Here is an 18,615-nt window from a genome sequence, read left to right as displayed (position 1 = left end):
TTCAAAGGACGCGACTGTAACGCCGCCATATGACGCGGCGATGACAGCCGTGCAAGGCGCATGGATTCAGGGGGGCGCGCAGGCGGCCGCAGCCGTGGCCAGCCAGGCCGCATCGACGGGTCCCAGGCGCCGGATGCAGATCCGATGTTCAGAATTTACAATCACTGTGTACGGCAAGCCCTTGATTTGATTGCCAAAGATGGGCAGCAAGCCGGGCGCGGCCAGGGCCTGCGGATAGCTGGCCGGGTGGCGCCGCAGGAACGCTTGCGCGGCCGCCCGCGTATCGATGGCGATGCCGATGACGGGGAGTGTCGGCTGGCTGGCGGCGTGGGCATTGAATATCGGCAACTCCTGGATGCAAGGCAGGCAATTGCTGGCCCAGAAATTCAGCACCACGGCCCGGCCGTGGAATTGATCAAGGCGCAGGTTGCCGCCGGCATCCAGGCGGGGTAGGTCGAAGGATAGCGGCGCGGCGTGCGCCTGGCAGGCGAACGCCAGCAGCAGCGCGGGCCAGCGCATCATTGCGGCACCACGGCCGCGTCCGTCATGCGGTAATACAGGCCCATGGGGTCGCTGGCCAGCACTTTCAGCTTGCCTTGCACGATGAAGGGTGCGTAGCTGAATTTCACGGGGGTGCGGCTCTTGATTTCCACCACGCCTTCCGGACCGGCCGGCAGGCAAAAGGGACAGCTGGCCGAAGTGACGGTCAGCAGGAAGTGTTTCTGCTTTTGTCCTGGTTCCAAAGGCATCATGAAACCTTGTACTTTCACGTCAGTATTGTCGAGCGCGCTGATTTCCGGCGTGTATTTCGGCACCATGCGGCCCTTTTTCGCCTTCACCGTGGTGGCCTGGCCCAGCAGTTTCCACGAGACGACGCCGGGCAAGTCCGTCAACGGGGCGAAGAACGAGGGCGGTTCGTCGGCGGGGGCCGCCGCCGCGATGCCGGCCAGCAGCAGGCAAGCAATCAAGACAATGATTTTCAACATGTTTTTCCTTTCAGGTACGCGCCAGGGTGGCGGCGATATCGGTGCGGTAGGCGCGCGCGGCGGGAAGGCCTGCGGCCAGCAAGCCCACGGCCACGGAAATCACGGGCAGCCACGCTTCGCCGGGCGCGATGCGCCAGGCTTGCAGGTTCAGGTCCTGCATCGATGCCAGCCAGCCCAGCAAGCCGACGGCTGCATGGCCCAGCAACCAACCCAGCGCCGCGCCCGTCAATGACAGCAGCAAGCCTTGCGCCAATAGCAAGCGCAGCAGTTTGGCGGGCGAGGCGCCCAGGGTGCGCAGGATGGCCAGGTCGGTCTTGCGCTCTTCCAGCGCGCCGTACAGGGCGACGAACAGCGACAGGGCCGCCACCAGCAGCACGCCGGCGGCGATCGCCCGCAGCACGGCGATGCCCACGCCCAGCAGGTTGAACAGCCGCGCCGCCTCGAAAGCGGGCTGCGCCGCCTGCAGCCGGGCCTGACTGTTTACCCAGCGGGGCAGGCTGAGGGCGGCCAGGGGCGACGCGTATTGCACCAGCACGGCCGTCAGTTCGCGCTCGGGCGCGGCGGCTGGCACGGCCGGCTGTTCATCGGGGTCCGTTTCATGCACTCGCCACACGGAAGCGACGGGCGTGAGGATCAGCCGGTCCAGCACCGTGCCCGTGGGCGCCAGGATGCCCGTCACCGTGTAGGGCGCGTGCTGGTGCACTTCGCCGCCCGCCAACAGCCCGTGCGAACCGGCAAAGCGGGCGCCCAGGATGGCGCCCGTTTCGCGCGCCGCCCTGGCGCCGAACACGGCTTGCATCGGCTGCGCGAACGGCTTTCCCTGCGCCAGGCGCGCGCCGTAATGGTCGAGCAGCGCCGTGGTGCTGCCGACGATGCGGAAACCGTGGAAATTGTCGCCCAGCGCGAGCGGGATCGCCGCTTTCACCAGCGGCTGCGCGGCCAGCGCCGCCAGCGCCGTGTCGGGGATATTGCCGGTCGGAATATCGGCGTGATACACGGACGACAGGATCAGTTGCAGTGGAGAACCTTTCGCGCCCACCACCAGGTCGATGCCTTGCGCATCGCGCTCCGCGTGCTCTTCCAGCTGGGCGGAGACGCCGAGTATGAAGGTCATCATGGCGATGCCGATGGCCACCAGCAGCAGGTTCAGGCTGGACGCCAGCGGCTTGTGGCGCAGGGCGCGCCAGGCGAGGGTGGCCGCGTTCATGCCGCCACCCTGGCGCGCGGCAGGCGCAGCACGACGGCGTGCGGCAAGGCGGCCAGCACCCTGGCGTCGTGGCTGGCGATCACCAGCGAGGCGCCCACTTGCGCGGCCTGGCTGGCCATCAGCGCGACGACGGCCGCGCAAGCCTCGTCGTCGAGGTTATCCGTCGGCTCGTCGGCCAGGATCAGTTGCGGGCGCATGACGACGGCGCGCGCGATGGCGGCCCGCTGCCGTTCGCCGCCGCTCAGGGCATGCGGGTAGGCGTCGAGCTTGTCGGCCAGGCCCAACTGGCCCAGCAGGCTGGCCGCGCGGGCCGGATCGGGCCGCTGGCCGCTGGCGTAGGCGGGCAGCAAGACATTGTCGAGCACGTTCAAGCTGGGCACCAGCGCCAGTTGCTGGGGCAGCAAGCCGACGGCGCGGCCGCGCCAGCTGTCGCGCTGGCGCGGCGTCAGGCCGGGCAGGGACGTGCCCGCCACGTCGAGGCGGCCCGCCTGGGGCGCCAGGATGCCGGCCAGCAAATGCAGCAAGGTCGATTTGCCGGAACCGGATGGTCCCAGCAGCAGGGCGTGGCGCCCGGCGGGCAAGTGGAAGGCGGCGATGTCCAGCACGGGGCGGGCGGGGTCATAGCCGTAGGTGAGTGAATCGAGGTGGAGCATGAAGTTCTTTCGGGTAACTGGCCGGCAGGCAAAGATTGCCGCACAAATGCAACTGAGCTGCATTATAATTCAAACGCAATAGAGTTGCATTTAAAATGCGACCGTCCATTTCCCCCTTGCTTGACAACCCGATCACCCCATCCGAAAGATATCCATGACCCAGCGCAAACTCCCCGTCACCGTCCTGTCCGGCTTTCTCGGCGCCGGCAAGACCACCTTGCTCAACCACATACTGCGCAACCGCGAAGGCAAGCGCGTGGCCGTCATCGTCAACGACATGAGCGAAGTCAATATCGACGCTTCGCTGGTGAAAGACAGCGCGGCGGCGGCCGGCGCGGCCCTGTCGCGCACGGAAGAAAAACTCGTGGAAATGTCCAACGGCTGCATCTGCTGCACCCTGCGCGACGATTTGCTGCTGGAAGTGCGGCGCCTGGCCGCGGAAGACCGCTTCGACTATCTGCTGATCGAATCGACGGGCGTGGGCGAACCGATGCCCGTGGCCGCCACCTTCGACTTCGAGGATGAGCACGGCGACAGCCTGAACGACGTGGCGCGCATCGACTGCATGGTCACCGTCGTCGACTGCGCCAACCTGCTCAACGATTTCCACAGCGAAGACAACCTGGAGCAGCGGGGCGAAATCGCGGGCGAGGGCGACGACCGCCAGCTGGCCAATTTGCTCACGGAACAGATCGAATTTGCCAATGTCATCGTCCTCAATAAGGTCGACATGGTGGCGGCGGACGAGCGCCTGCGCGTGCTGGCCATTTTAAAAGCCTTGAATCCCGGCGCGCGCATCATCGAAACGAACCAGTCCGTCGTGCCGCTGGACGCCATCCTGGGCACGAACTTGTTCGACCTGGAACAGGCGGCCGGCATGCCGGGCTGGGCCCAGGAGCTGGCCGGCGTGCATGCGCCGGAGACGGAAACGTATGGCATCGGCAGCTTCGTCTATCGCGCGAAGGAGCCGTTCCACGCGCAGCGCCTGCACGATTACATCGCCCAGCCGATCAAGGGCGTGGTGCGCAGCAAGGGATATTTCTGGCTGGCCAGCCGGCCCGAATGGGTGGCCAGCCTGTCCGGCGCGGGCAAGCTGATGAATATCGAACCCGTGGGCCTGTGGTGGGCGTCCGTGCCGAAGGAACGCTGGCCCACGGATGCGGCCTCGCTGGCGGAAGTCAAGGCGGGCTGGAGCGAAACGTATGGCGACCGCTACCAGGAGCTCGTCTTCATCGGCCAGGACATGGACCAGGCCGCCATCGAGGCGGACTTGAAGAAATGCCAACTCAACTACACGGAAACGCGCCAGGGCATGGCCGCCTGGCGCAAGCTGCCGGACCCGTTTCCGCAGTGGCAGCGCATGGAAGAACTGGAAGATTAACCATCGAGAGGAAAGACATATGACAGAATTGATCCCCGTCACCATCATCACGGGTTTTCTCGGCAGCGGGAAAACCACCTTGCTCAAGCGCATATTGCAGGGCGATCACGGCGTACGCATTGCCGTGATCGAAAACGAATTCGCCGCCGAAAGCATCGACCATGGCTTGCTGGTGCAGGACAGCGACGAGCAGATCGTGGAAATGAACAATGGCTGCATCTGCTGCAGCGTGCGCGGCGACCTGATCCGCATCTTGGGGGAATTGCACGCCAGGCGCGCATCGGGCACCATCGCCTTCGACCACGTGATCATCGAAACGACGGGCCTGGCCGCGCCCGGCCCCGTGGCGCAAACCTTCTTTGCGGAGCCATCCGTCAGCGAGTACTACATGCTTGACGCCATCCTGACGGTGGTCGATGCGCGTCATGCGCAGCAGCAATTGACGGCGCACAAGGAAGCGCAGGAGCAGGTGGGCTTCGCCGACCGCATCCTGCTGTCGAAGACGGATCTGGTCGGCAAGGACGAGCTGGCCGCGCTGCGCCAGCGCCTGGTTGCCATCAATGGCCGCGCCAGCATCCAGAAAGTGCGCTTTGGCAATGTGCCCTTGCGCGACATCCTGAACATCCGCGGTTTCAATTTGAACGCCATCGTCGAGCTGGAGCCGGATTTCCTGGGAGAACTGGGCCACCGCCATGGCGACGGCGTGCAATCGTTCGTCTATCACCAGTCCCGGCCTCTCGATCTGTTGCAGGTGGAGAATTTTCTCGATGCCGTGGTGCAGCTGTTCGGCAGCCAGCTGATGCGCTACAAGGGCATCCTGTACGTGGCCGACGTGCCGTGCCGCGCCGTCTTCCAGGGCGTGCACATGCTGATGGGCTCGGAACTGGGCGCACCGTGGAACGACGGGGAAACGCGCGCCAGCAAGATGATCTTCATCGGCCGCGACTTGCCGCAGGATATGCTGACCCGTGGCCTGGACCGCTGCGTGGCCAAGGCGGACAGCCCGGCCGAGGTGGCGGCGTGAGCGTGGAAGCGGGCTTGCCCGCCCTGGCGCTGATCTTTTTGCTGGGCATGCGGCATGGGCTGGAACCGGACCACCTGGCCGCCGTCGATGGCCTGACCCTGCGCAGCCAGGCCGCGGCGCCCCGCTGGACGCCGTGGATGGGCGCGCTGTTTGCGCTGGGCCATGGCGTCACCGTGCTGGCCATCGTGGCCGTGGCCGCCGTGGCGTCGCAGCAATTTTCACCGTCGGAAACCGTGTTCGGCTGGCTGGAATGGTTGCCCATCGCCTTGCTGCTGCTGATTGCGGCCCTGAATGCGCGCAGCTTGCTGGCCGGCGCCCAGCTGGCCGAGGTGCGCGGCCGGCTGCTGCCGCGCTGGCTGCGGGGCGCATCCGGGCCGCTCGCCGCCATTCTCGTCGGCATGCTGTTCGCGCTGGTCTTCGACACGGCCTTGCAGGCGGCCGCCTGGGGCTATGCGGCCGTCGCGCTGGGCGGCATGCAGCCGGCCTTGCTCACGGGCCTGGTATTCGCCGTCGGCATGGGCGTGACGGATACCTTCGATGGCTGGGTCACGGCAAAAGTCATGCGCACCGGCCAGATTGACCTCGTGCGCGCCTTCCGGCGCCGCCTGGGCTGGCCCATCGTCGCCATCTGCGTGGCCATGGCCGCTTGCATGGCGGCCGGCAAGCTCGACCCGGCATGGTCGCTGCCGGAAAGCTGGACGGCGGCCCTCGGCGCGGCCATGGTGCTGCTGATGGCGGCCCTGTACGGCTGGACCTTGCTGGGTTTGCGCCGCGTGCGTGCCTGAGGCGGGGGCGTGGGTATAATGGAAAAAAACTGCCGGATTCCACCATGCCCGCACCTGAAATCGTCATCCGCCTGCTGACGCCGGCCGACACCGCCGCCTTTTGCGCGCTGCGCCTGCGCGCCATCCTCGATTCGCCCAGCTCGTTTTCCTCGTCGCGCGAGGACGAGCTGGCGCGCACGCCCGAAGAACACGTTCAGCGCATCGCCGACGGCCCGCTGCACCGGGCGTTCGGCGCCTTCGATGGCGAACGCCTGGTCGGCTTTGCGGGCTTGCGGCGTGAATCCATGCGGCAACTGTCGCACAAGGCCTTGCTGTGGGGCGTGTTTGTCGATGTGGCGCAGCGGGGCAAGGGTGTGGCGCGGCGCCTCGTGAACGCCTGCATCGCCCAGGCCGAAGCGGACCCCGCCGTCATGCAAGTGCATTTGAGCGTGAATGCGGAAAACAATGTCGCCCTGGGGCTGTATGAATCGCTGGGATTTATCGCGTATGGCACGGAACCGCGCTCGATGCGCGTGGGCGAGCTGTTCTATGACGAGCATCACCTGGCTTTATTGATCAGGTAATGCCGCCGGTACCGCTGCCGGTACCGTTTACTTGCAGCGCGGGCACAAGCCCTTGATCAGGTAATCGACTTCGCCGCCGCTGAAACCTTCCGGCAAGAGCACGGGCGGGGGCAGCTTGACTTCATTGAAGCAGGTGACGTTCGCGCATTTCGTGCACTGGAAATGCGCGTGTTCGTGCGCCTGGTGGCCGGCGCCCGCGCTGAAGCGCCACACCTGGTCGGCGCCCGCGATGCGGTGCACCAGTTCATTTTCCGTCAGCCATTCCAGCACCCGGTACAGGGTGACGGAATCGATGTCGCTGTCCTGCGACAGCGCTTGCTGGATTTCATGGTGGGTCAGCGAACGGCTTTGCGCCATTAAAAAGTCGAGCACCTTCACGCGCGTCTTGGTGACGCGGGCGTTGGTGTTGCGGATCAGCGATTCGGCTTGCGGTGTAGAAGATGATGTCAACATGATAGGCCTGCTTGCGGGGGATCGGCTGGCGGCGTCATCGCCGTGCCTTTGCCACCCTATGGGCCGTATCTTAGCATGCGTGCCGTACTCGATGGAACGGCGTCACGGTTTGAATGTCCAATAGCGCCCGGCCACCGTATCGACGGGGTCGAGAAAACGCTGGTCGGCGCGCGCCTGGTTGCGTATCAGATAAAACATGTCGGACAGGGCCGAGCGCTTTTCCGCAAAGTAAGAGTGCTTCATGAAGCTGGTGTCGACCCCGGTGGCGTCGATGGTTTCCACGCCCGCCACGATCAGCATGCCGGCGCCGCTGTCGCCCGCGCGCGGGTAGCCGTGCACGGCTTTCGAGGCGGCCAGGGCCAGGTCTTGCGACGAGGCATACAGGGTGACGGGGTTGCGCGCGGCGGCCAGTTTCGGCGCGATATCGTGCTTGAAGATGGCGGCGTCGATATCGGGCGCGGACAGGATGATTTCCGTAATCTTTTGCGTCAGCTGCGGCTGCGCGGCCAGCAAGTCGGCCACGGCCCGCGCCAGGCCGCGGCTGCCCATGCTGTGTCCGACCAGATACACTTGCGCCGCCTCCGTGCTGGCAAGAAAGTCGGCCAGGAAGCTGGCGAGATGGGGCGTGCTCCACTCGATATTGTTTTCATCGATGGTGTAGCCGGCCACCTCGCCGCGCGACGGCCAGCTGTAGAACACGGGCGCGCCGTCAAAGCCCAGGTCGTAGGCCATCTGTCCCGTGCGCCGCGCCGCATCCTCGAAACTCACGTTATAGCCATGCACGAAGATAAAGGCGCTCTTGCCGGCCGAGGCGCGGATCTGGGTCTTCAAGGCGGCAAAGAAGTTGCCGCGGTCTTGCACGTCGGCCGACAGCACCACCACGTGCTTGGCCGGGTCGTCGCGAAATTCCAGGCGCCACAGCGACGGCGATTCCAGCTGCCCCATGCGATGGTCGCGGGGGATGCTGATGTCGCAGCTGCCATAGCTGAGGGGGCCATTGCCGCCCATGATGTTGCGTTCGCCGCTGAAGCGCTGGGCCGGCGGCTTGCCCACGTCGCGCTGGCGGTCCGTGGCGAAATACACTTTCACCACCGCATAGTTCGACACGACGGCGCCCTGGTCGGCAGGGGCGGGCGACGGGGGAAATGGACGCAGCGGGGGCTGCACCGCATCGAGCAAGCCTTGCGCGGCAAACAGGGTTTCCATGTCGTCCGGCACTTTCGCGGCGGACAGGGCGGCGGACAGGGCCAGTTGCAGCCGGGTATCGGCAGGTTCGGTTTCCAGCGCGGCGACGGCGGCCAGGATGGCGGCGGCGCTGTCGAACTTGGCGATGGCTTGCTTGAGGCGTTCATAGTGGCTGGCAACGGCTTCGGGAGCATGGCCGGGCGCGCCATGCCCGATGGCTGCCACGACGGCGGAAGTGATCAAGTCCATGCTGCCCACCTTCCTGTGCAATTATTGATATTGCCATATAAGCACGATGTCATGAACTTGTCCAGAGGGGTTCGCAACGCATGGAAGATCTGTCAAGCTGCTCGGATAGAGCCATTGTTCTTCCGACTCTGGCCTGGCCGCGGCCACCACAACCGCCTATGTGAACAGATACTTCTGGAGCTGTAAATTGCGTGCGCAGATAGCCTTGATGTCGGCAACAGGAATTGCTATCGCACCTTGAAGATCAATAACACCAAGCGCAAAGATATATGCAACCAAGGCCGAAAAATAAAAACGCTCATAGCGTTCAACATCCGCCTTACTGGTGCGGAACGGGCTTAACATACTGCCATGCGCGCGCTCATTGCGAGAAGTGAATAATAGTAAAGATAGAAAAAACTCGATTCTTTTCTTATCCTTGGGCTGGTTTTGCACCCTAGTCATATCCAGTGCAGTATGCGTAGCAGGATTTTTCGGCTTGCCGCCAAACGAACCCGATATGTAGAGTTTGAGAAAACTCGCACACAGATCGATTTTCTTGGCATCGACAGGCGGTGGATTTGAAAGTTTTGGCTTCCCTTTCAGTTTTGCTCCAACCGTTTGAGGCGCGACCGGTGGCGGCACCGCGAATTTATCCATAAATTCGTCATAGCGCACTTCGCCAAAAAAATCTTTGGCGCGTCCTCTGATAAATTCGTTCTGAATGCCAGGTTGTACATGTGCGTAGCAAATGCGCTTGGCCACATATTTATATGAACCAAACGGCATTGCATCGGCCAGTAGCTTGAGTATGTCATTCCAACCTTTTTGGTTGGCTAGGGTCAGCTTCCCCCCCAATCCTTGAACTATGGCCTTGCCACCTTTGGAAAACAGCGGAGTTGCGCCCTTGTCTATGACACGAAAGCAATGATCAAACAGATAGTCTGGACGGGTAGGCAGGCATTCTATGCCATCAATCAGGTGCCCCACCAGTACTTGGAAATTAGCATCGCTGCTAAATTGTAGGTGCACGGGTTCAAATACCTGAGGATGGTGCTTCATCACCAGCAAATCAGCAAATTCCTGTTCCGCCTTAAATAGCATAGCCGTAGGCCAGCAATTATGTTTATCTACCCGTGCCTTTTGAAAGTTCATTGCTGCTTCCTTTTATATTGCAATATTGAAAAATAGCGCCTTCCGGAATCGAAAGGCGCCAGTTTAAATAGTGACATGAAATTAAGAGGCAATGTTGAGAATGAAAATTTTTATTTTCTTGTTGTTCGATATAGATTGCACCCCTATAGGCATATCAATAAAGCAATATTTGCACGTAATCTGTGAAGCGTTTTGCATGCGACGAGGCAATGCCTGTCACGACAGGCGCTGTCAACCACAGATCAATGCTGCTTGTCGTCGCTGAACTGCTGCGCCAGGGATTGCAGGGGCGCCACGGTCAGGCCGCCGCGGCTCACGTGCTCGGGGATGGCCACGCGCACGGGCTTGCTTTGCATGTTGGTCGATGACAGCACGTTCGTCGTCGTTTCCGGCGCCGCATTCCACACGGGATCGACGATGCCTTCGAACACATGCTTCAATTGTTCGCCCCACGTATCGCGGATCATGCGGAAATACTGGTTCTTTTCATCGATGGTGACGAAGCGCGTGACGGCCAGGCTGCCCGTCTCGTAGACGAGCAAGTCGAGCGGCAAGCCGACGGAAATGTTCGAGCGCAAAGTGGAATCCATGGAAATGAGCGCGCACTTGGCAGCCTCGTCCAGGCGCGTGAACGGATTGATGACCCGGTCGATGATGGGCTTGCCGTATTTCGCTTCGCCGATCTGGAAATACGTGTTTTCATCGTGCGATTCGATGAAATTGCCGGCCGAATACACCTGGAACAAGCGGCAGCGCTCGGCGCCTATCTGGCCCCCGAGAATGATGCTGACATTGAAATCGATGCCGCAGTCGGCCAGCGCCTTCGCTTCGCGCAGGTGCACGGTGCGCACGGCTTCACCCACGATGCGGGCCGCGTCGTACATGCTGGCCACGTTCCAGATGCTGCGCCCGTCCGCATCCACGTGTTCGGACACGATCTGGCGGATCGCCTGCGAGATCGACAAGTTGCCGGCCGTCATCAAGACCAGCATGCGGTCGCCCGGGTTTTCGAACACGCTCATCTTGCGGAAGGTGCCCACCTGGTCCACGCCGGCGTTGGTGCGGGAGTCGGACAGGAAGACCAGGCCTTCGTTCAGGCGCATGCCTATGCAATAAGTCATCGTCGTAAATCAAATCAAAAGGGGAAGCATTTTACACCAGCCGGGCCCGGCCTACCGCCTGCAAGGCCCGGCCAGCCTCATTCCTGCCCGTTTACACGGGCACGATCTGCACATCGACTCGTAATGTTTCCGTGCCGCCACCCTGGCGCACGCCCCGCACGGGCGCGGCCGAATCGTAGTCGCGTCCGATGGCCAGGCGGCAATACGCATCCGTCATCAGCCGCGCATGCGTGACGTCGATGCTGACCCAGCCCGCGAAATCCGTGTCTTCCGCCCAGGCGTCGACCCAGGCATGGCTGGCCGCGTGGCCCGTCGTGCCCGGATCGATATAGCCGGACACGTAACGGGCCGGGATGCCCCAGGCGTGGCAGCACGCCAGGAACAGATGGGCGTGGTCCTGGCACACGCCGCGCCCCAGGGCCAGGGCGTCGCCGGCCGTGGTGGTGACCATGGTGGCGCCGCTTTCATACGCGACCTTGCCGACGATGTGCTCGGCCAGGCGCAGCAGATGGCCCGTGCCGGCCGTCACGCGCCGGTCCGGCAGGCTGGCGGCCGTCAGTTCGAGGATGGCCGGGTTGGCCTGGGTCAGCGGCGTCGGCATGGTAAACAATAGCGGCGACAGGGTGTCGACCAGGTTCAGCCGTCCCTTGTGCGGGTAGATGGTTTCCACCACGCCGTGCGCCACCAGGCTCAGCGACTGATGGCTGCCGTTAATCGTCAGCATGTGCGACAGATTGCCGTAGGCATCCGTGTAGGCGTGGCACCGGCCCGGCGTGGAAATATGCCAGGACAGGGCGCGCTGCTGCGGCTCGATACGCGGCGTCAGGTGCAACTGCTGGATGGTGTAGGCCAGCGGCGCACTATAGGCGTAATGGGTTTCGTGGCGGATGGTGAGCTGCATCAGGCCGCCAAGGGAACGAGGAAGTCGCGGCTGACCCGGTTGCCCAGGTCATAGATGTTTTCCAGAAATTCCGTCAATGTATGGTGCAGGCCCGCCTTCATGATGTCGTCGATATGGCCGAATTTCAGTTCCGCATGCAATTTGCCGGCGAAACGCTCCGTATCGGCGGACACGTCGTTGCGGATATGTTTCAGGTTTTCCACCACGTCATCCATGCAGGCCAAGAGCGACCTGGGCATGTCGCCGCGCAGCATCAGCAATTCCGCCACCCGTGCCGGGGTGATCACGTCGCGGTAGACCTTGCGGTAGATCTCGAAGCCGGAAACGGAGCGCAGCAGGGCCGCCCAGTAGTAGAAATCGCGCTGGGTGATGTCTTTCGACGTGTCGCGCGCGCCGTGGAACTTCACGTCGAGGATGCGCGCCGTGTTGTCGGCCCGCTCCAGGAAGGTACCCAGGCGGATGAAGTGGATGGCTTCATCCTTGAGCATGGTGCCCAGGGTCACGCCGCGCGACAAATGCGAGCGGTATTTCACCCATTCGAAGAACTGGCTGGGGTCCGTTTCCAGCAGATTGCTCTTCAGGCGCTTTTGCATGTCGAGCCAGGTGGCGTTCTGGATTTCCCACACTTCCGTCGTCAGGGTGCCCCGCACGGCGCGGGCGTTTTCGCGCGCGCCCGTCAGGCAGGCCAGGATGGAAGACGGGTTGTTCGGGTCGCGCACCATGAAATCGAGCACGTCGCGCGTGTGGAAGCGGCCATATTTGTGGTCGTAGGCGCTTTGCAGCTCGGAAATGCCCAGGGTGGCGCGCCAGCCTTGCTCCGCGTCCTGCTCCGATTGCGGCAGCATCGACGTCTGCATGTTGACGTCCAGCATGCGCGCCGTGTTTTCCGCCCGCTCCGTGTAGCGGGCCATCCAGAACAAATGATCGGCGGTGCGGCTCAGCATGTTTTCTCTCCTGCAAAAGCGGATGTGGCTTCCAATACCCAGGTATCCTTGGTGCCGCCCCCTTGCGAGGAATTGACCACCAGCGAGCCTTCACCGAGCGCCACGCGGGTCAGGCCGCCCGGCACCATGGAAATTGTCTTGCCGGACAGCACGAACGGCCGCAAATCGATGTGGCGCGGCGCAATGCCGGCCTCGACATACGTGGGGCAGGCGGACAGGGCAAGTGTCGGCTGGGCAATGTAGCCGCCCGGATTGGCCAGCAGGCGCTGGCGGAAATCCTCGATCTGCGCCAGGCTGGACGCCGGCCCCACCAGCATGCCGTAGCCGCCCGCGCCATGCACTTCCTTGACGACCAGTGTCGGCAAATTCGCCAGCACGTAGGATAAATCGGCCGGTTTGCGGCACTGGTACGTCGGTACGTTGTTGAGGATCGGTTCCTGCGACAAATAAAACTTGATCATGTCGGGCACGAACGGATAGATCGACTTGTCGTCGGCCACGCCCGTGCCGATGGCGTTCGCCAGGGTCACGCGGCCCGCGCGGTACACGGAGAGCAGGCCCGGCACGCCCAGCGACGAGTCGGAACGGAAAGCCAGCGGGTCGAGGAAATCGTCGTCCACGCGGCGGTAGATGACGTCGACCCTCTTCGGCCCGCGCGTCGTGCGCATGTACACCGAGTTGTCGTTGACAAACAGATCCTTGCCTTCGACCAGTTCCACGCCCATTTGCTGGGCCAGGAACGCATGTTCGAAGTAGGCGGAGTTGTACATGCCGGGTGTCATGACGACGACGGTCGGGTCGTCCACGCCCATGGGCGCGACGGAACGCAGGTTGTCGAGCAGCATGTCCGGGTAATGGTCGACGGGGGCGATACGGTTGCGGGCGAACAGTTCCGGGAACAGCCGCATCATCATCTTGCGGTCTTCCAGCATGTAGGACACGCCGGAGGGCACGCGCAAATTGTCTTCCAGTACATAGAATTCGCCCTGGCCGGCGCGCACGATGTCGACGCCCGCGATGTGGGCGTAGATGTCGGAAGCGACGGATATACCCTGCATTTCCGGTCGGTACTGGGCATTCTTGTAGATTTGCTCGGCGGGAATGATGCCCGCCCTGATGATGTTTTGTTCATGATAAATATCATGGATGAACATGTTCAAGGCTTGCACGCGCTGCACCAGGCCCGTCTGCATCTGCGCCCATTCGGCGGCGGGGATGATGCGGGGGATGGTGTCGAACGGAATCAGGCGTTCCGTGCCGGCATCGTCGCCATACACGGCGAACGTGATGCCGACCCGGCGGAACGTGAGGTCGGCTTCGGCCCGCTTGCGGGCGATGGTCTCGGGCGATTGCTGTTCCAGCCAATTGCTGAATTCACGATAGTGTTCACGTACCTTGCTGTCCGTACCCACTTCATTTGCAGTCATTTCATTGAAAAAATTTGCCATGTTGTGATTTCCCTTGAGCCGTGTCTGGGTATAGCTCAGCAGGAAGCGTGCCAACGGGGCGGGCGTGAACAGGTGTAAAGATGACCACTTTTGTGGCGTCGCGCCATTCCTTGCACCAATTCGGTGCGCTAGGCGCCACTCTTGGGGACGTCGGCGGACGGGACGAAGGGGCGGCAATCGACGGGCACGTCGAAGATGAAGCTGGTGCCCGTTTCGGACGCGCTGTCGACGGCGATGCTGCCGCCGTGGCTTTCCGCCACGCTTTGCACGAAGGGCAGGCCGATGCCCCAGCCTGGCGCGGGGTTGTCGTTTTCGCGGCGCAAGTAGTCGAAGATGCGCGCAGCCTGTTCCGGCGCGATGGCCTGGCCGCCATTGTGGACGGTGACCATCAGGCGTTCGTGGACCGCTTCCACGTGCACGCTGATGGGCGTGTCGTCGCCATACTTGAGGGCATTGCCGAGCAGGTTTTCCAGCGCGCGCCGCAGCGAGTTCTCGCACCACCAGCCGGTGACGGCTTGCCCGCTGACCCGGCATTTGTCCGGCCGCTGCAAGTTGACCTGGCCGGCCACGGCGTGTACCAGCGGCAGCACGTCGAATTGGCTCAGCACCAGCGGCAACTGCTGGCCCTGGTGGTAGCTGAGGCCATCGAGCAATTCCTCGATCATGCTGTCGAGCCGCTTGCTGTGCTCGACAATCTTGTGCGCCAGCAATACCACCCGCTCCGGGTCGGCTGGCCTGAACAACAGCTGGGCGCTGGTGCTGATGACGGCCAGGGGATTGCGCATGTCGTGCGACAGGCCGGCCGCGACGCGGCGCCGGAAGCTTTCATGCATGCTGGTAAATTCGCGTATCGATTCGCGGATGCCCACGTCGATCGACTTGTTGATCACTTGCCAATCCTTGCTGCGCAGGGTAATGCCGGACTCATGCGCAGTGGCGGCGAAGCAGTCGCGGAAGATCTGGTATTCCTGGATCACCTGTTCCGGGCCGTAATTGGTCATGCGCGCCCGTTCGTTGCCATGCACGGCGGGCACGTTGCTGTTGCTGGCGGCGTTGTCGCGCGGGTGGCCGGGGGTGAGGGCTTCGGCCAGGTTGTCGAAAAAGGCCGGCAAGGTATTGATGAGTATGGGCGTGAGCAGCTGGTCTGCGCCGCGCACGCTGGCGCGCACGCGCTGTTCCCAGGCCTCGAGGACGGCGTCGCGCATGGCGAAGATGCGCTGCGCACGCTGCAATGGCTGGTGCGCGCCGGCCTGGCGACCCGCGTGATGATCTGTGCTGATGCTCACCTGGCCTCCCTGACCGCAGTGACTATGCTTGCAATAGTATGCGCCTAATCAGCCGGCGGGGAAACGCTTTATTGTCCAGTCTCGGCCTGGCTCACGGCCGCATACAGGCGGGAAAGCGAGGCTGACCACTCGGTCAGCGAAAAGTTCTGTGGGTCATCATGACCATTCGCAAACCCTGTATCGAGCACGGCGTGGAAGGCGGGAATCAGCCACGTTCCCTTGCGCACGCTGGCGGCGATATACAGCAGGGCCAGGCGGTCGTATTGGGCCGGCGTAAAGCCGGGATCGGGCGCCAGGCCATCGTTGCCCTTGCCGCCGCCGGGTACGGAGTTGCGCGGCTGCACCAGTTCCACGTGCAGGAACAGGCCCGTCAGCGAAGGCTTGTCCTTTTCCAGCTTGCTGGCATAGCTGGCCGTGCCGAAATCGCGCACCTGCAAGGAGCCGCCCAGGCGGTTCACGTAGACATGGCCCTTCGGACCGCCGCCCAGCGCCGGATTGCGCAAGCTGAAGTCGTTGAAATCCCAGCTGGCGTCGTTGATGTGGTCGGGAATGGTTTCTAACAAGAAATTCGGGTAGCTGGTGTCGTGGATGACGAAATAGCGCGCCATCGGCGCAGCCAGCCGGCCCACGGCGCGCGACAGGGGCGCGTCGACGGCGCCGCCCACGTCCGCCTCGGCGATGCCCTGTTCCGCCAGCCAGGCGCGCAGGCGGGCCGGCGCGATACCCGCGCGCTGGCCGATGCGGGCGGCCAGGAAGTCCGGCAGCGGCGCGCTGTCGCCCAGGCGCGCATACAGTTTGACGGGACGCAGCAAACACGTGGCTTGCGCCAGCGCATCGCCCTTGAAGCCGCTTTTCCAGGCGGCGTACGGGCAGGCGGCTTGTTTTTGGGCAGCGGCCGGCAGGGACAGGCAAAGCAACAGCAGCAGGGCAGGGAGTCGTTTCATGTCGGCATTGTCGCCGAAGCGCGCCTTGCGGCACAGGCGCACACATGAAAAAAAGCTGCCCGAAGGCAGCTTTTCATCGTGCGGCAGGCGCGCGGTCTTTAAAACGCCACGCTGGCCGACACGACCACGGTGCGCGGCGCGGCCAGCACCAGCGAGCCGATATTGAAGGACGACACGGCTGACGACCAGTAATTGCGGTCCGTCACGTTGTCCACGCGGGCGCGCAAGGTCACGTCACGGCCCGCCACTTGCGTCAGGTAGCGCGCGCCGATGTCGAGGCGGGTCCACGATGGCAGTTGCCGGGTGTTGGCCAGGTCCGCATATTGCGTCGAGGTGTAGATGGTGCGGGCGTTCAGGGTCAGGCCTGGCGCGCCGGGCACGTCCCATTCGCCGCCCACGCTCATCTGCGTTTCCGGTGCGCCGATGGGTTTCTTGCCATTGTTGGCGGCCACGCCGGTATTGCTGAGCTTTGCATCGAGCCAGGTCAAGCCGCCCAGCAGGCGCACGCCCTGCATCGGCGTGCCGAAAATCGACAATTCCAGGCCGCGGTTGCGTTGCTCGCCATCAAGTTCGGCCCGCTTGCCGAGCACGGCCAGCAAAGGCTTGCTTGTCGTGAACAGGGCCGCGCTCATGCCCAGCTTGCCTCCGTCATACTTGACGCCGATTTCCTTTTGCTTCGATTTATACGGCGCAAACACCTCGCCCATGTTCTCGACATTGACCTGCTGGCCGTTTTCCAGATACGTTCCCGTGGCCGCCGGTCCCTTGACCAGCGCCTCGATGTAGTTGGCGTACAGCGACACGTCCTTGCCGGCCTTGAAGACGATGCCGGCCACGGGCGTCGTGGCGCTTTCGTCATAGGCCTTGCCTTGCGGCGCCGAGGTGTTGTAGTCGTAACCGGCATCCTTGATCTGCTGGCGGCGCAAGCCCACGGTCAGCAGCAGCTTGTCGTCGAGGAAGGCCATGGTGTCGGCCAGGGCGTAGCTGTTGAGGATGGTTTTCTGGGTGATGCGCGGGTCGCTCATGATGCCGCCCGTGTAGGGCGCCGGCGGCGCCGTCACGTTGACCGGGGCGTAAATGTTGGTGGCAAACTTGTCGCCGATCGCAAATGCGTTCTTCGCTTCATTCCAGTGCCCGGACCAGCTGGCCACCAGGGTGTGCTTGACGGCGCCCGTAACGAGCTTGCCGCGAATGCCCAGTTCGCCCGTGCGGATTTCTTGCTTGCGCGCATTGTCGAAGCGCGACACCGTGGCGTCGCCATTGATCGAAATCAACGTCGGCTCGGCCAGGCTGTTGGCTTCCTTGGTCGAGCGGGAACCAAATGCGGCCCAGGCCACGACATCCTTGGCCAGGTCCACTTCGGCGCGCGCCGTGCCGAACACATCGTGTTCCTTGGAATAGCTCCACGGCTGGGCAAAGTTCTTCGACGCATCGGGTGCGGAGGGCAGCACGGCCACGCTGCCAATGCCGACGGACGGGCGCGGCGATGTCAGGTCGAAATTCTGGTAACCGGCGTCGGCCGACAGGCGGTAGCCGCTGCCGCGGTAGTCGAGGCCGACCGAGAACATGCCCACGTCGTGGTCTTCGCGCTGGATGCCGGTCTCGCCCTGGCGCTTGGCGGCGTTGACGCGCACGCCGAATTCCTGGCGCTCGCCAAAGCGGCGCGCCACGTCGATGGCTGCATAGGCGTGGCCGCCCGATTCCACGCCCACCGTCAATTCCGTCAGCGGCGCATTGCCGGCGCGCTTGGGCATCAGGTTGATGGCGCCGCCGATGCCGCTGCCGCCCGGCGCCGCGCCATTCAGGAAGGCGCTGGCGCCACGGAACACTTCCACGCGCTCGAGCAATTCCGGCGAGACATATTGACGGGGCAGCACGCCGTACAGGCCGTTGTACGCCACATCGTCGGAATCGAGGGCGAAGCCGCGGATCACATACACTTCCTGGAAATTGCCATAGCCGCGCGACATGCGCACGGCCGGATCGCTCTGCAGCAGGTCGCCCACGCTGCGCGCTTGCTGATCGGCAATGAATTGCTGCGTGTAACTGGTGCTGCCGAATGGCGAATCCATCATGTCCACGGCACCGAGGATGCCCATGCGCCCGCCGCGCGCCACCTGGCCACCCGCATACGCCTTCGACAACCCTTCCGCCGACGCATCGGCCGAGGCATTGACGACTACCGTGGGCATGGTTTGCGCGTCGCCGGCCGGCGCGGTGGTGGTGGCTTGGGCGTGGGCGGCGGCGCTGGCCAGCAGCAAGGCGGCCAGGGCGAACGGGGTAGGGACGAGGTGGAAGCTGCGCATGGAGTTATCTGGATATTAATGAGAATGATTATCATTATATTCCAG

The 18,615-nt window shown here is 63.3% G+C and carries 18 protein-coding genes; 4 read left to right on the top strand and 14 right to left on the bottom strand.

From position 1 onward, the window contains the following. Positions 1-66: 66 nt before the first annotated feature. From OX460_RS05575 to OX460_RS05560, 4 genes are read right to left on the bottom strand one after another with little or no spacing between them, the layout of a single operon-like run. Positions 67-522 (bottom strand): TlpA disulfide reductase family protein, encoded by a 456-nt coding sequence (locus OX460_RS05575; RefSeq protein WP_289897974.1) that lies wholly within the window; start codon positions 520-522, stop codon positions 67-69. Further along, positions 519-986 carry a DUF3299 domain-containing protein gene (locus OX460_RS05570; protein WP_289897973.1) on the bottom strand — a complete coding sequence of 156 codons (468 nt, stop codon included), beginning with the start codon at positions 984-986 and terminating at the stop codon, positions 519-521. Before OX460_RS05570 ends, OX460_RS05575 begins: the two co-directional genes overlap by 4 nt. A 10-nt stretch (positions 987-996) precedes the next feature. After that, complete coding sequence (locus OX460_RS05565) at positions 997-2,193, bottom strand: FtsX-like permease family protein (protein ID WP_289897972.1); 1,197 nt, start codon at positions 2,191-2,193, stop codon at positions 997-999. Continuing rightward, entirely contained in the window at positions 2,190-2,846 is a 657-nt protein-coding gene (locus OX460_RS05560; RefSeq protein ID WP_289897971.1) for an ATP-binding cassette domain-containing protein, read from the bottom strand. Before OX460_RS05560 ends, OX460_RS05565 begins: the two co-directional genes overlap by 4 nt. A 154-nt stretch (positions 2,847-3,000) precedes the next feature. On the opposite strand from OX460_RS05560, the gene zigA reads away from it, so the two are divergent. From zigA to OX460_RS05540, 4 genes are read left to right on the top strand one after another with little or no spacing between them, the layout of a single operon-like run. Then, positions 3,001-4,227, top strand: coding sequence for a zinc metallochaperone GTPase ZigA (zigA, locus tag OX460_RS05555; protein ID WP_289897970.1), 1,227 nt, complete (start codon positions 3,001-3,003; stop codon positions 4,225-4,227). Between the two features lie 19 nt (positions 4,228-4,246). Then, positions 4,247-5,251: a GTP-binding protein gene (locus tag OX460_RS05550; RefSeq protein ID WP_289897969.1), complete on the top strand. Its 1,005-nt coding sequence runs from the start codon at positions 4,247-4,249 to the stop codon at positions 5,249-5,251. Continuing rightward, positions 5,248-6,036, top strand: coding sequence for a hypothetical protein (locus OX460_RS05545; RefSeq protein ID WP_099668041.1), 789 nt, complete (start codon positions 5,248-5,250; stop codon positions 6,034-6,036). Before OX460_RS05550 ends, OX460_RS05545 begins: the two co-directional genes overlap by 4 nt. A 44-nt stretch (positions 6,037-6,080) precedes the next feature. Beyond that, positions 6,081-6,599 carry a GNAT family N-acetyltransferase gene (locus OX460_RS05540; protein WP_289897968.1) on the top strand — a complete coding sequence of 173 codons (519 nt, stop codon included), beginning with the start codon at positions 6,081-6,083 and terminating at the stop codon, positions 6,597-6,599. Positions 6,600-6,626: 27 nt separating this feature from the next. On the opposite strand, the gene OX460_RS05535 is transcribed toward OX460_RS05540, so the two are convergent. The 10 genes from OX460_RS05535 to OX460_RS05490 form a co-directional block, all read right to left on the bottom strand. Next, positions 6,627-7,052, bottom strand: a complete 426-nt coding sequence (locus OX460_RS05535) for a transcriptional repressor (RefSeq protein WP_034787417.1) — start codon at positions 7,050-7,052, stop codon at positions 6,627-6,629. A 102-nt stretch (positions 7,053-7,154) separates the two neighbouring features. Continuing rightward, positions 7,155-8,486 carry an alpha/beta hydrolase gene (locus OX460_RS05530; protein WP_289897967.1) on the bottom strand — a complete coding sequence of 444 codons (1,332 nt, stop codon included), beginning with the start codon at positions 8,484-8,486 and terminating at the stop codon, positions 7,155-7,157. Positions 8,487-8,642: 156 nt separating this feature from the next. Continuing rightward, positions 8,643-9,620, bottom strand: coding sequence for a hypothetical protein (locus tag OX460_RS05525; protein ID WP_251348802.1), 978 nt, complete (start codon positions 9,618-9,620; stop codon positions 8,643-8,645). Between the two features lie 242 nt (positions 9,621-9,862). After that, positions 9,863-10,741, bottom strand: coding sequence for a peptidase (locus OX460_RS05520; RefSeq protein WP_289897966.1), 879 nt, complete (start codon positions 10,739-10,741; stop codon positions 9,863-9,865). A gap of 91 nt (positions 10,742-10,832) precedes the next feature. Next, positions 10,833-11,642, bottom strand: a complete 810-nt coding sequence (locus tag OX460_RS05515) for a transglutaminase family protein (RefSeq protein ID WP_289897965.1) — start codon at positions 11,640-11,642, stop codon at positions 10,833-10,835. After that, positions 11,642-12,586: an alpha-E domain-containing protein gene (locus OX460_RS05510; protein ID WP_034787425.1), complete on the bottom strand. Its 945-nt coding sequence runs from the start codon at positions 12,584-12,586 to the stop codon at positions 11,642-11,644. Before OX460_RS05510 ends, OX460_RS05515 begins: the two co-directional genes overlap by 1 nt. Next, positions 12,580-14,034 carry a circularly permuted type 2 ATP-grasp protein gene (locus tag OX460_RS05505; protein ID WP_289897964.1) on the bottom strand — a complete coding sequence of 485 codons (1,455 nt, stop codon included), beginning with the start codon at positions 14,032-14,034 and terminating at the stop codon, positions 12,580-12,582. The genes OX460_RS05510 and OX460_RS05505 overlap by 7 nt, the downstream gene beginning before the upstream one ends. Positions 14,035-14,162: 128 nt before the next feature. Next, positions 14,163-15,320 carry a HAMP domain-containing sensor histidine kinase gene (locus OX460_RS05500; RefSeq protein WP_289897963.1) on the bottom strand — a complete coding sequence of 386 codons (1,158 nt, stop codon included), beginning with the start codon at positions 15,318-15,320 and terminating at the stop codon, positions 14,163-14,165. Between the two features lie 68 nt (positions 15,321-15,388). Continuing rightward, on the bottom strand, positions 15,389-16,264 hold the full coding sequence (locus tag OX460_RS05495) for a hypothetical protein (protein WP_289897962.1): 876 nt from the start codon (positions 16,262-16,264) through the stop codon (positions 15,389-15,391). Positions 16,265-16,362: 98 nt separating this feature from the next. After that, positions 16,363-18,570: a TonB-dependent receptor gene (locus OX460_RS05490; protein ID WP_289897961.1), complete on the bottom strand. Its 2,208-nt coding sequence runs from the start codon at positions 18,568-18,570 to the stop codon at positions 16,363-16,365. Positions 18,571-18,615: the final 45 nt, after the last annotated feature.

Source organism: Janthinobacterium sp. SUN033 (genome assembly GCF_030397595.1).
GTDB classification, from domain to species: Bacteria; Pseudomonadota; Gammaproteobacteria; order Burkholderiales; family Burkholderiaceae_D; genus Janthinobacterium; species Janthinobacterium kumbetense.
The sequence above is the reverse complement of the archived record's forward strand: the minus strand, read 5'-3'. Positions and strand labels throughout refer to the sequence as shown.

Bases quoted from the DNA above. Each gene is read 5' to 3' on its own strand.
- OX460_RS05575 (WP_289897974.1), bottom strand. From the start codon at position 522: ATGATGCGCTGGCCCGCGCTGCTGCTGGCGTTCGCCTGCCAGGCGCAC.
- OX460_RS05570 (WP_289897973.1), bottom strand. From the start codon at position 986: ATGTTGAAAATCATTGTCTTGATTGCTTGCCTGCTGCTGGCCGGCATC.
- OX460_RS05565 (WP_289897972.1), bottom strand. From the start codon at position 2,193: ATGAACGCGGCCACCCTCGCCTGGCGCGCCCTGCGCCACAAGCCGCTG.
- OX460_RS05560 (WP_289897971.1), bottom strand. From the start codon at position 2,846: ATGCTCCACCTCGATTCACTCACCTACGGCTATGACCCCGCCCGCCCC.
- zigA (WP_289897970.1), top strand. From the start codon at position 3,001: ATGACCCAGCGCAAACTCCCCGTCACCGTCCTGTCCGGCTTTCTCGGC.
- OX460_RS05550 (WP_289897969.1), top strand. From the start codon at position 4,247: ATGACAGAATTGATCCCCGTCACCATCATCACGGGTTTTCTCGGCAGC.
- OX460_RS05540 (WP_289897968.1), top strand. From the start codon at position 6,081: ATGCCCGCACCTGAAATCGTCATCCGCCTGCTGACGCCGGCCGACACC.
- OX460_RS05535 (WP_034787417.1), bottom strand. From the start codon at position 7,052: ATGTTGACATCATCTTCTACACCGCAAGCCGAATCGCTGATCCGCAAC.
- OX460_RS05530 (WP_289897967.1), bottom strand. From the start codon at position 8,486: ATGGACTTGATCACTTCCGCCGTCGTGGCAGCCATCGGGCATGGCGCG.
- OX460_RS05525 (WP_251348802.1), bottom strand. From the start codon at position 9,620: ATGAACTTTCAAAAGGCACGGGTAGATAAACATAATTGCTGGCCTACG.
- OX460_RS05520 (WP_289897966.1), bottom strand. From the start codon at position 10,741: ATGACTTATTGCATAGGCATGCGCCTGAACGAAGGCCTGGTCTTCCTG.
- OX460_RS05515 (WP_289897965.1), bottom strand. From the start codon at position 11,642: ATGCAGCTCACCATCCGCCACGAAACCCATTACGCCTATAGTGCGCCG.
- OX460_RS05510 (WP_034787425.1), bottom strand. From the start codon at position 12,586: ATGCTGAGCCGCACCGCCGATCATTTGTTCTGGATGGCCCGCTACACG.
- OX460_RS05505 (WP_289897964.1), bottom strand. From the start codon at position 14,034: ATGGCAAATTTTTTCAATGAAATGACTGCAAATGAAGTGGGTACGGAC.
- OX460_RS05495 (WP_289897962.1), bottom strand. From the start codon at position 16,264: ATGAAACGACTCCCTGCCCTGCTGCTGTTGCTTTGCCTGTCCCTGCCG.
- OX460_RS05490 (WP_289897961.1), bottom strand. From the start codon at position 18,570: ATGCGCAGCTTCCACCTCGTCCCTACCCCGTTCGCCCTGGCCGCCTTG.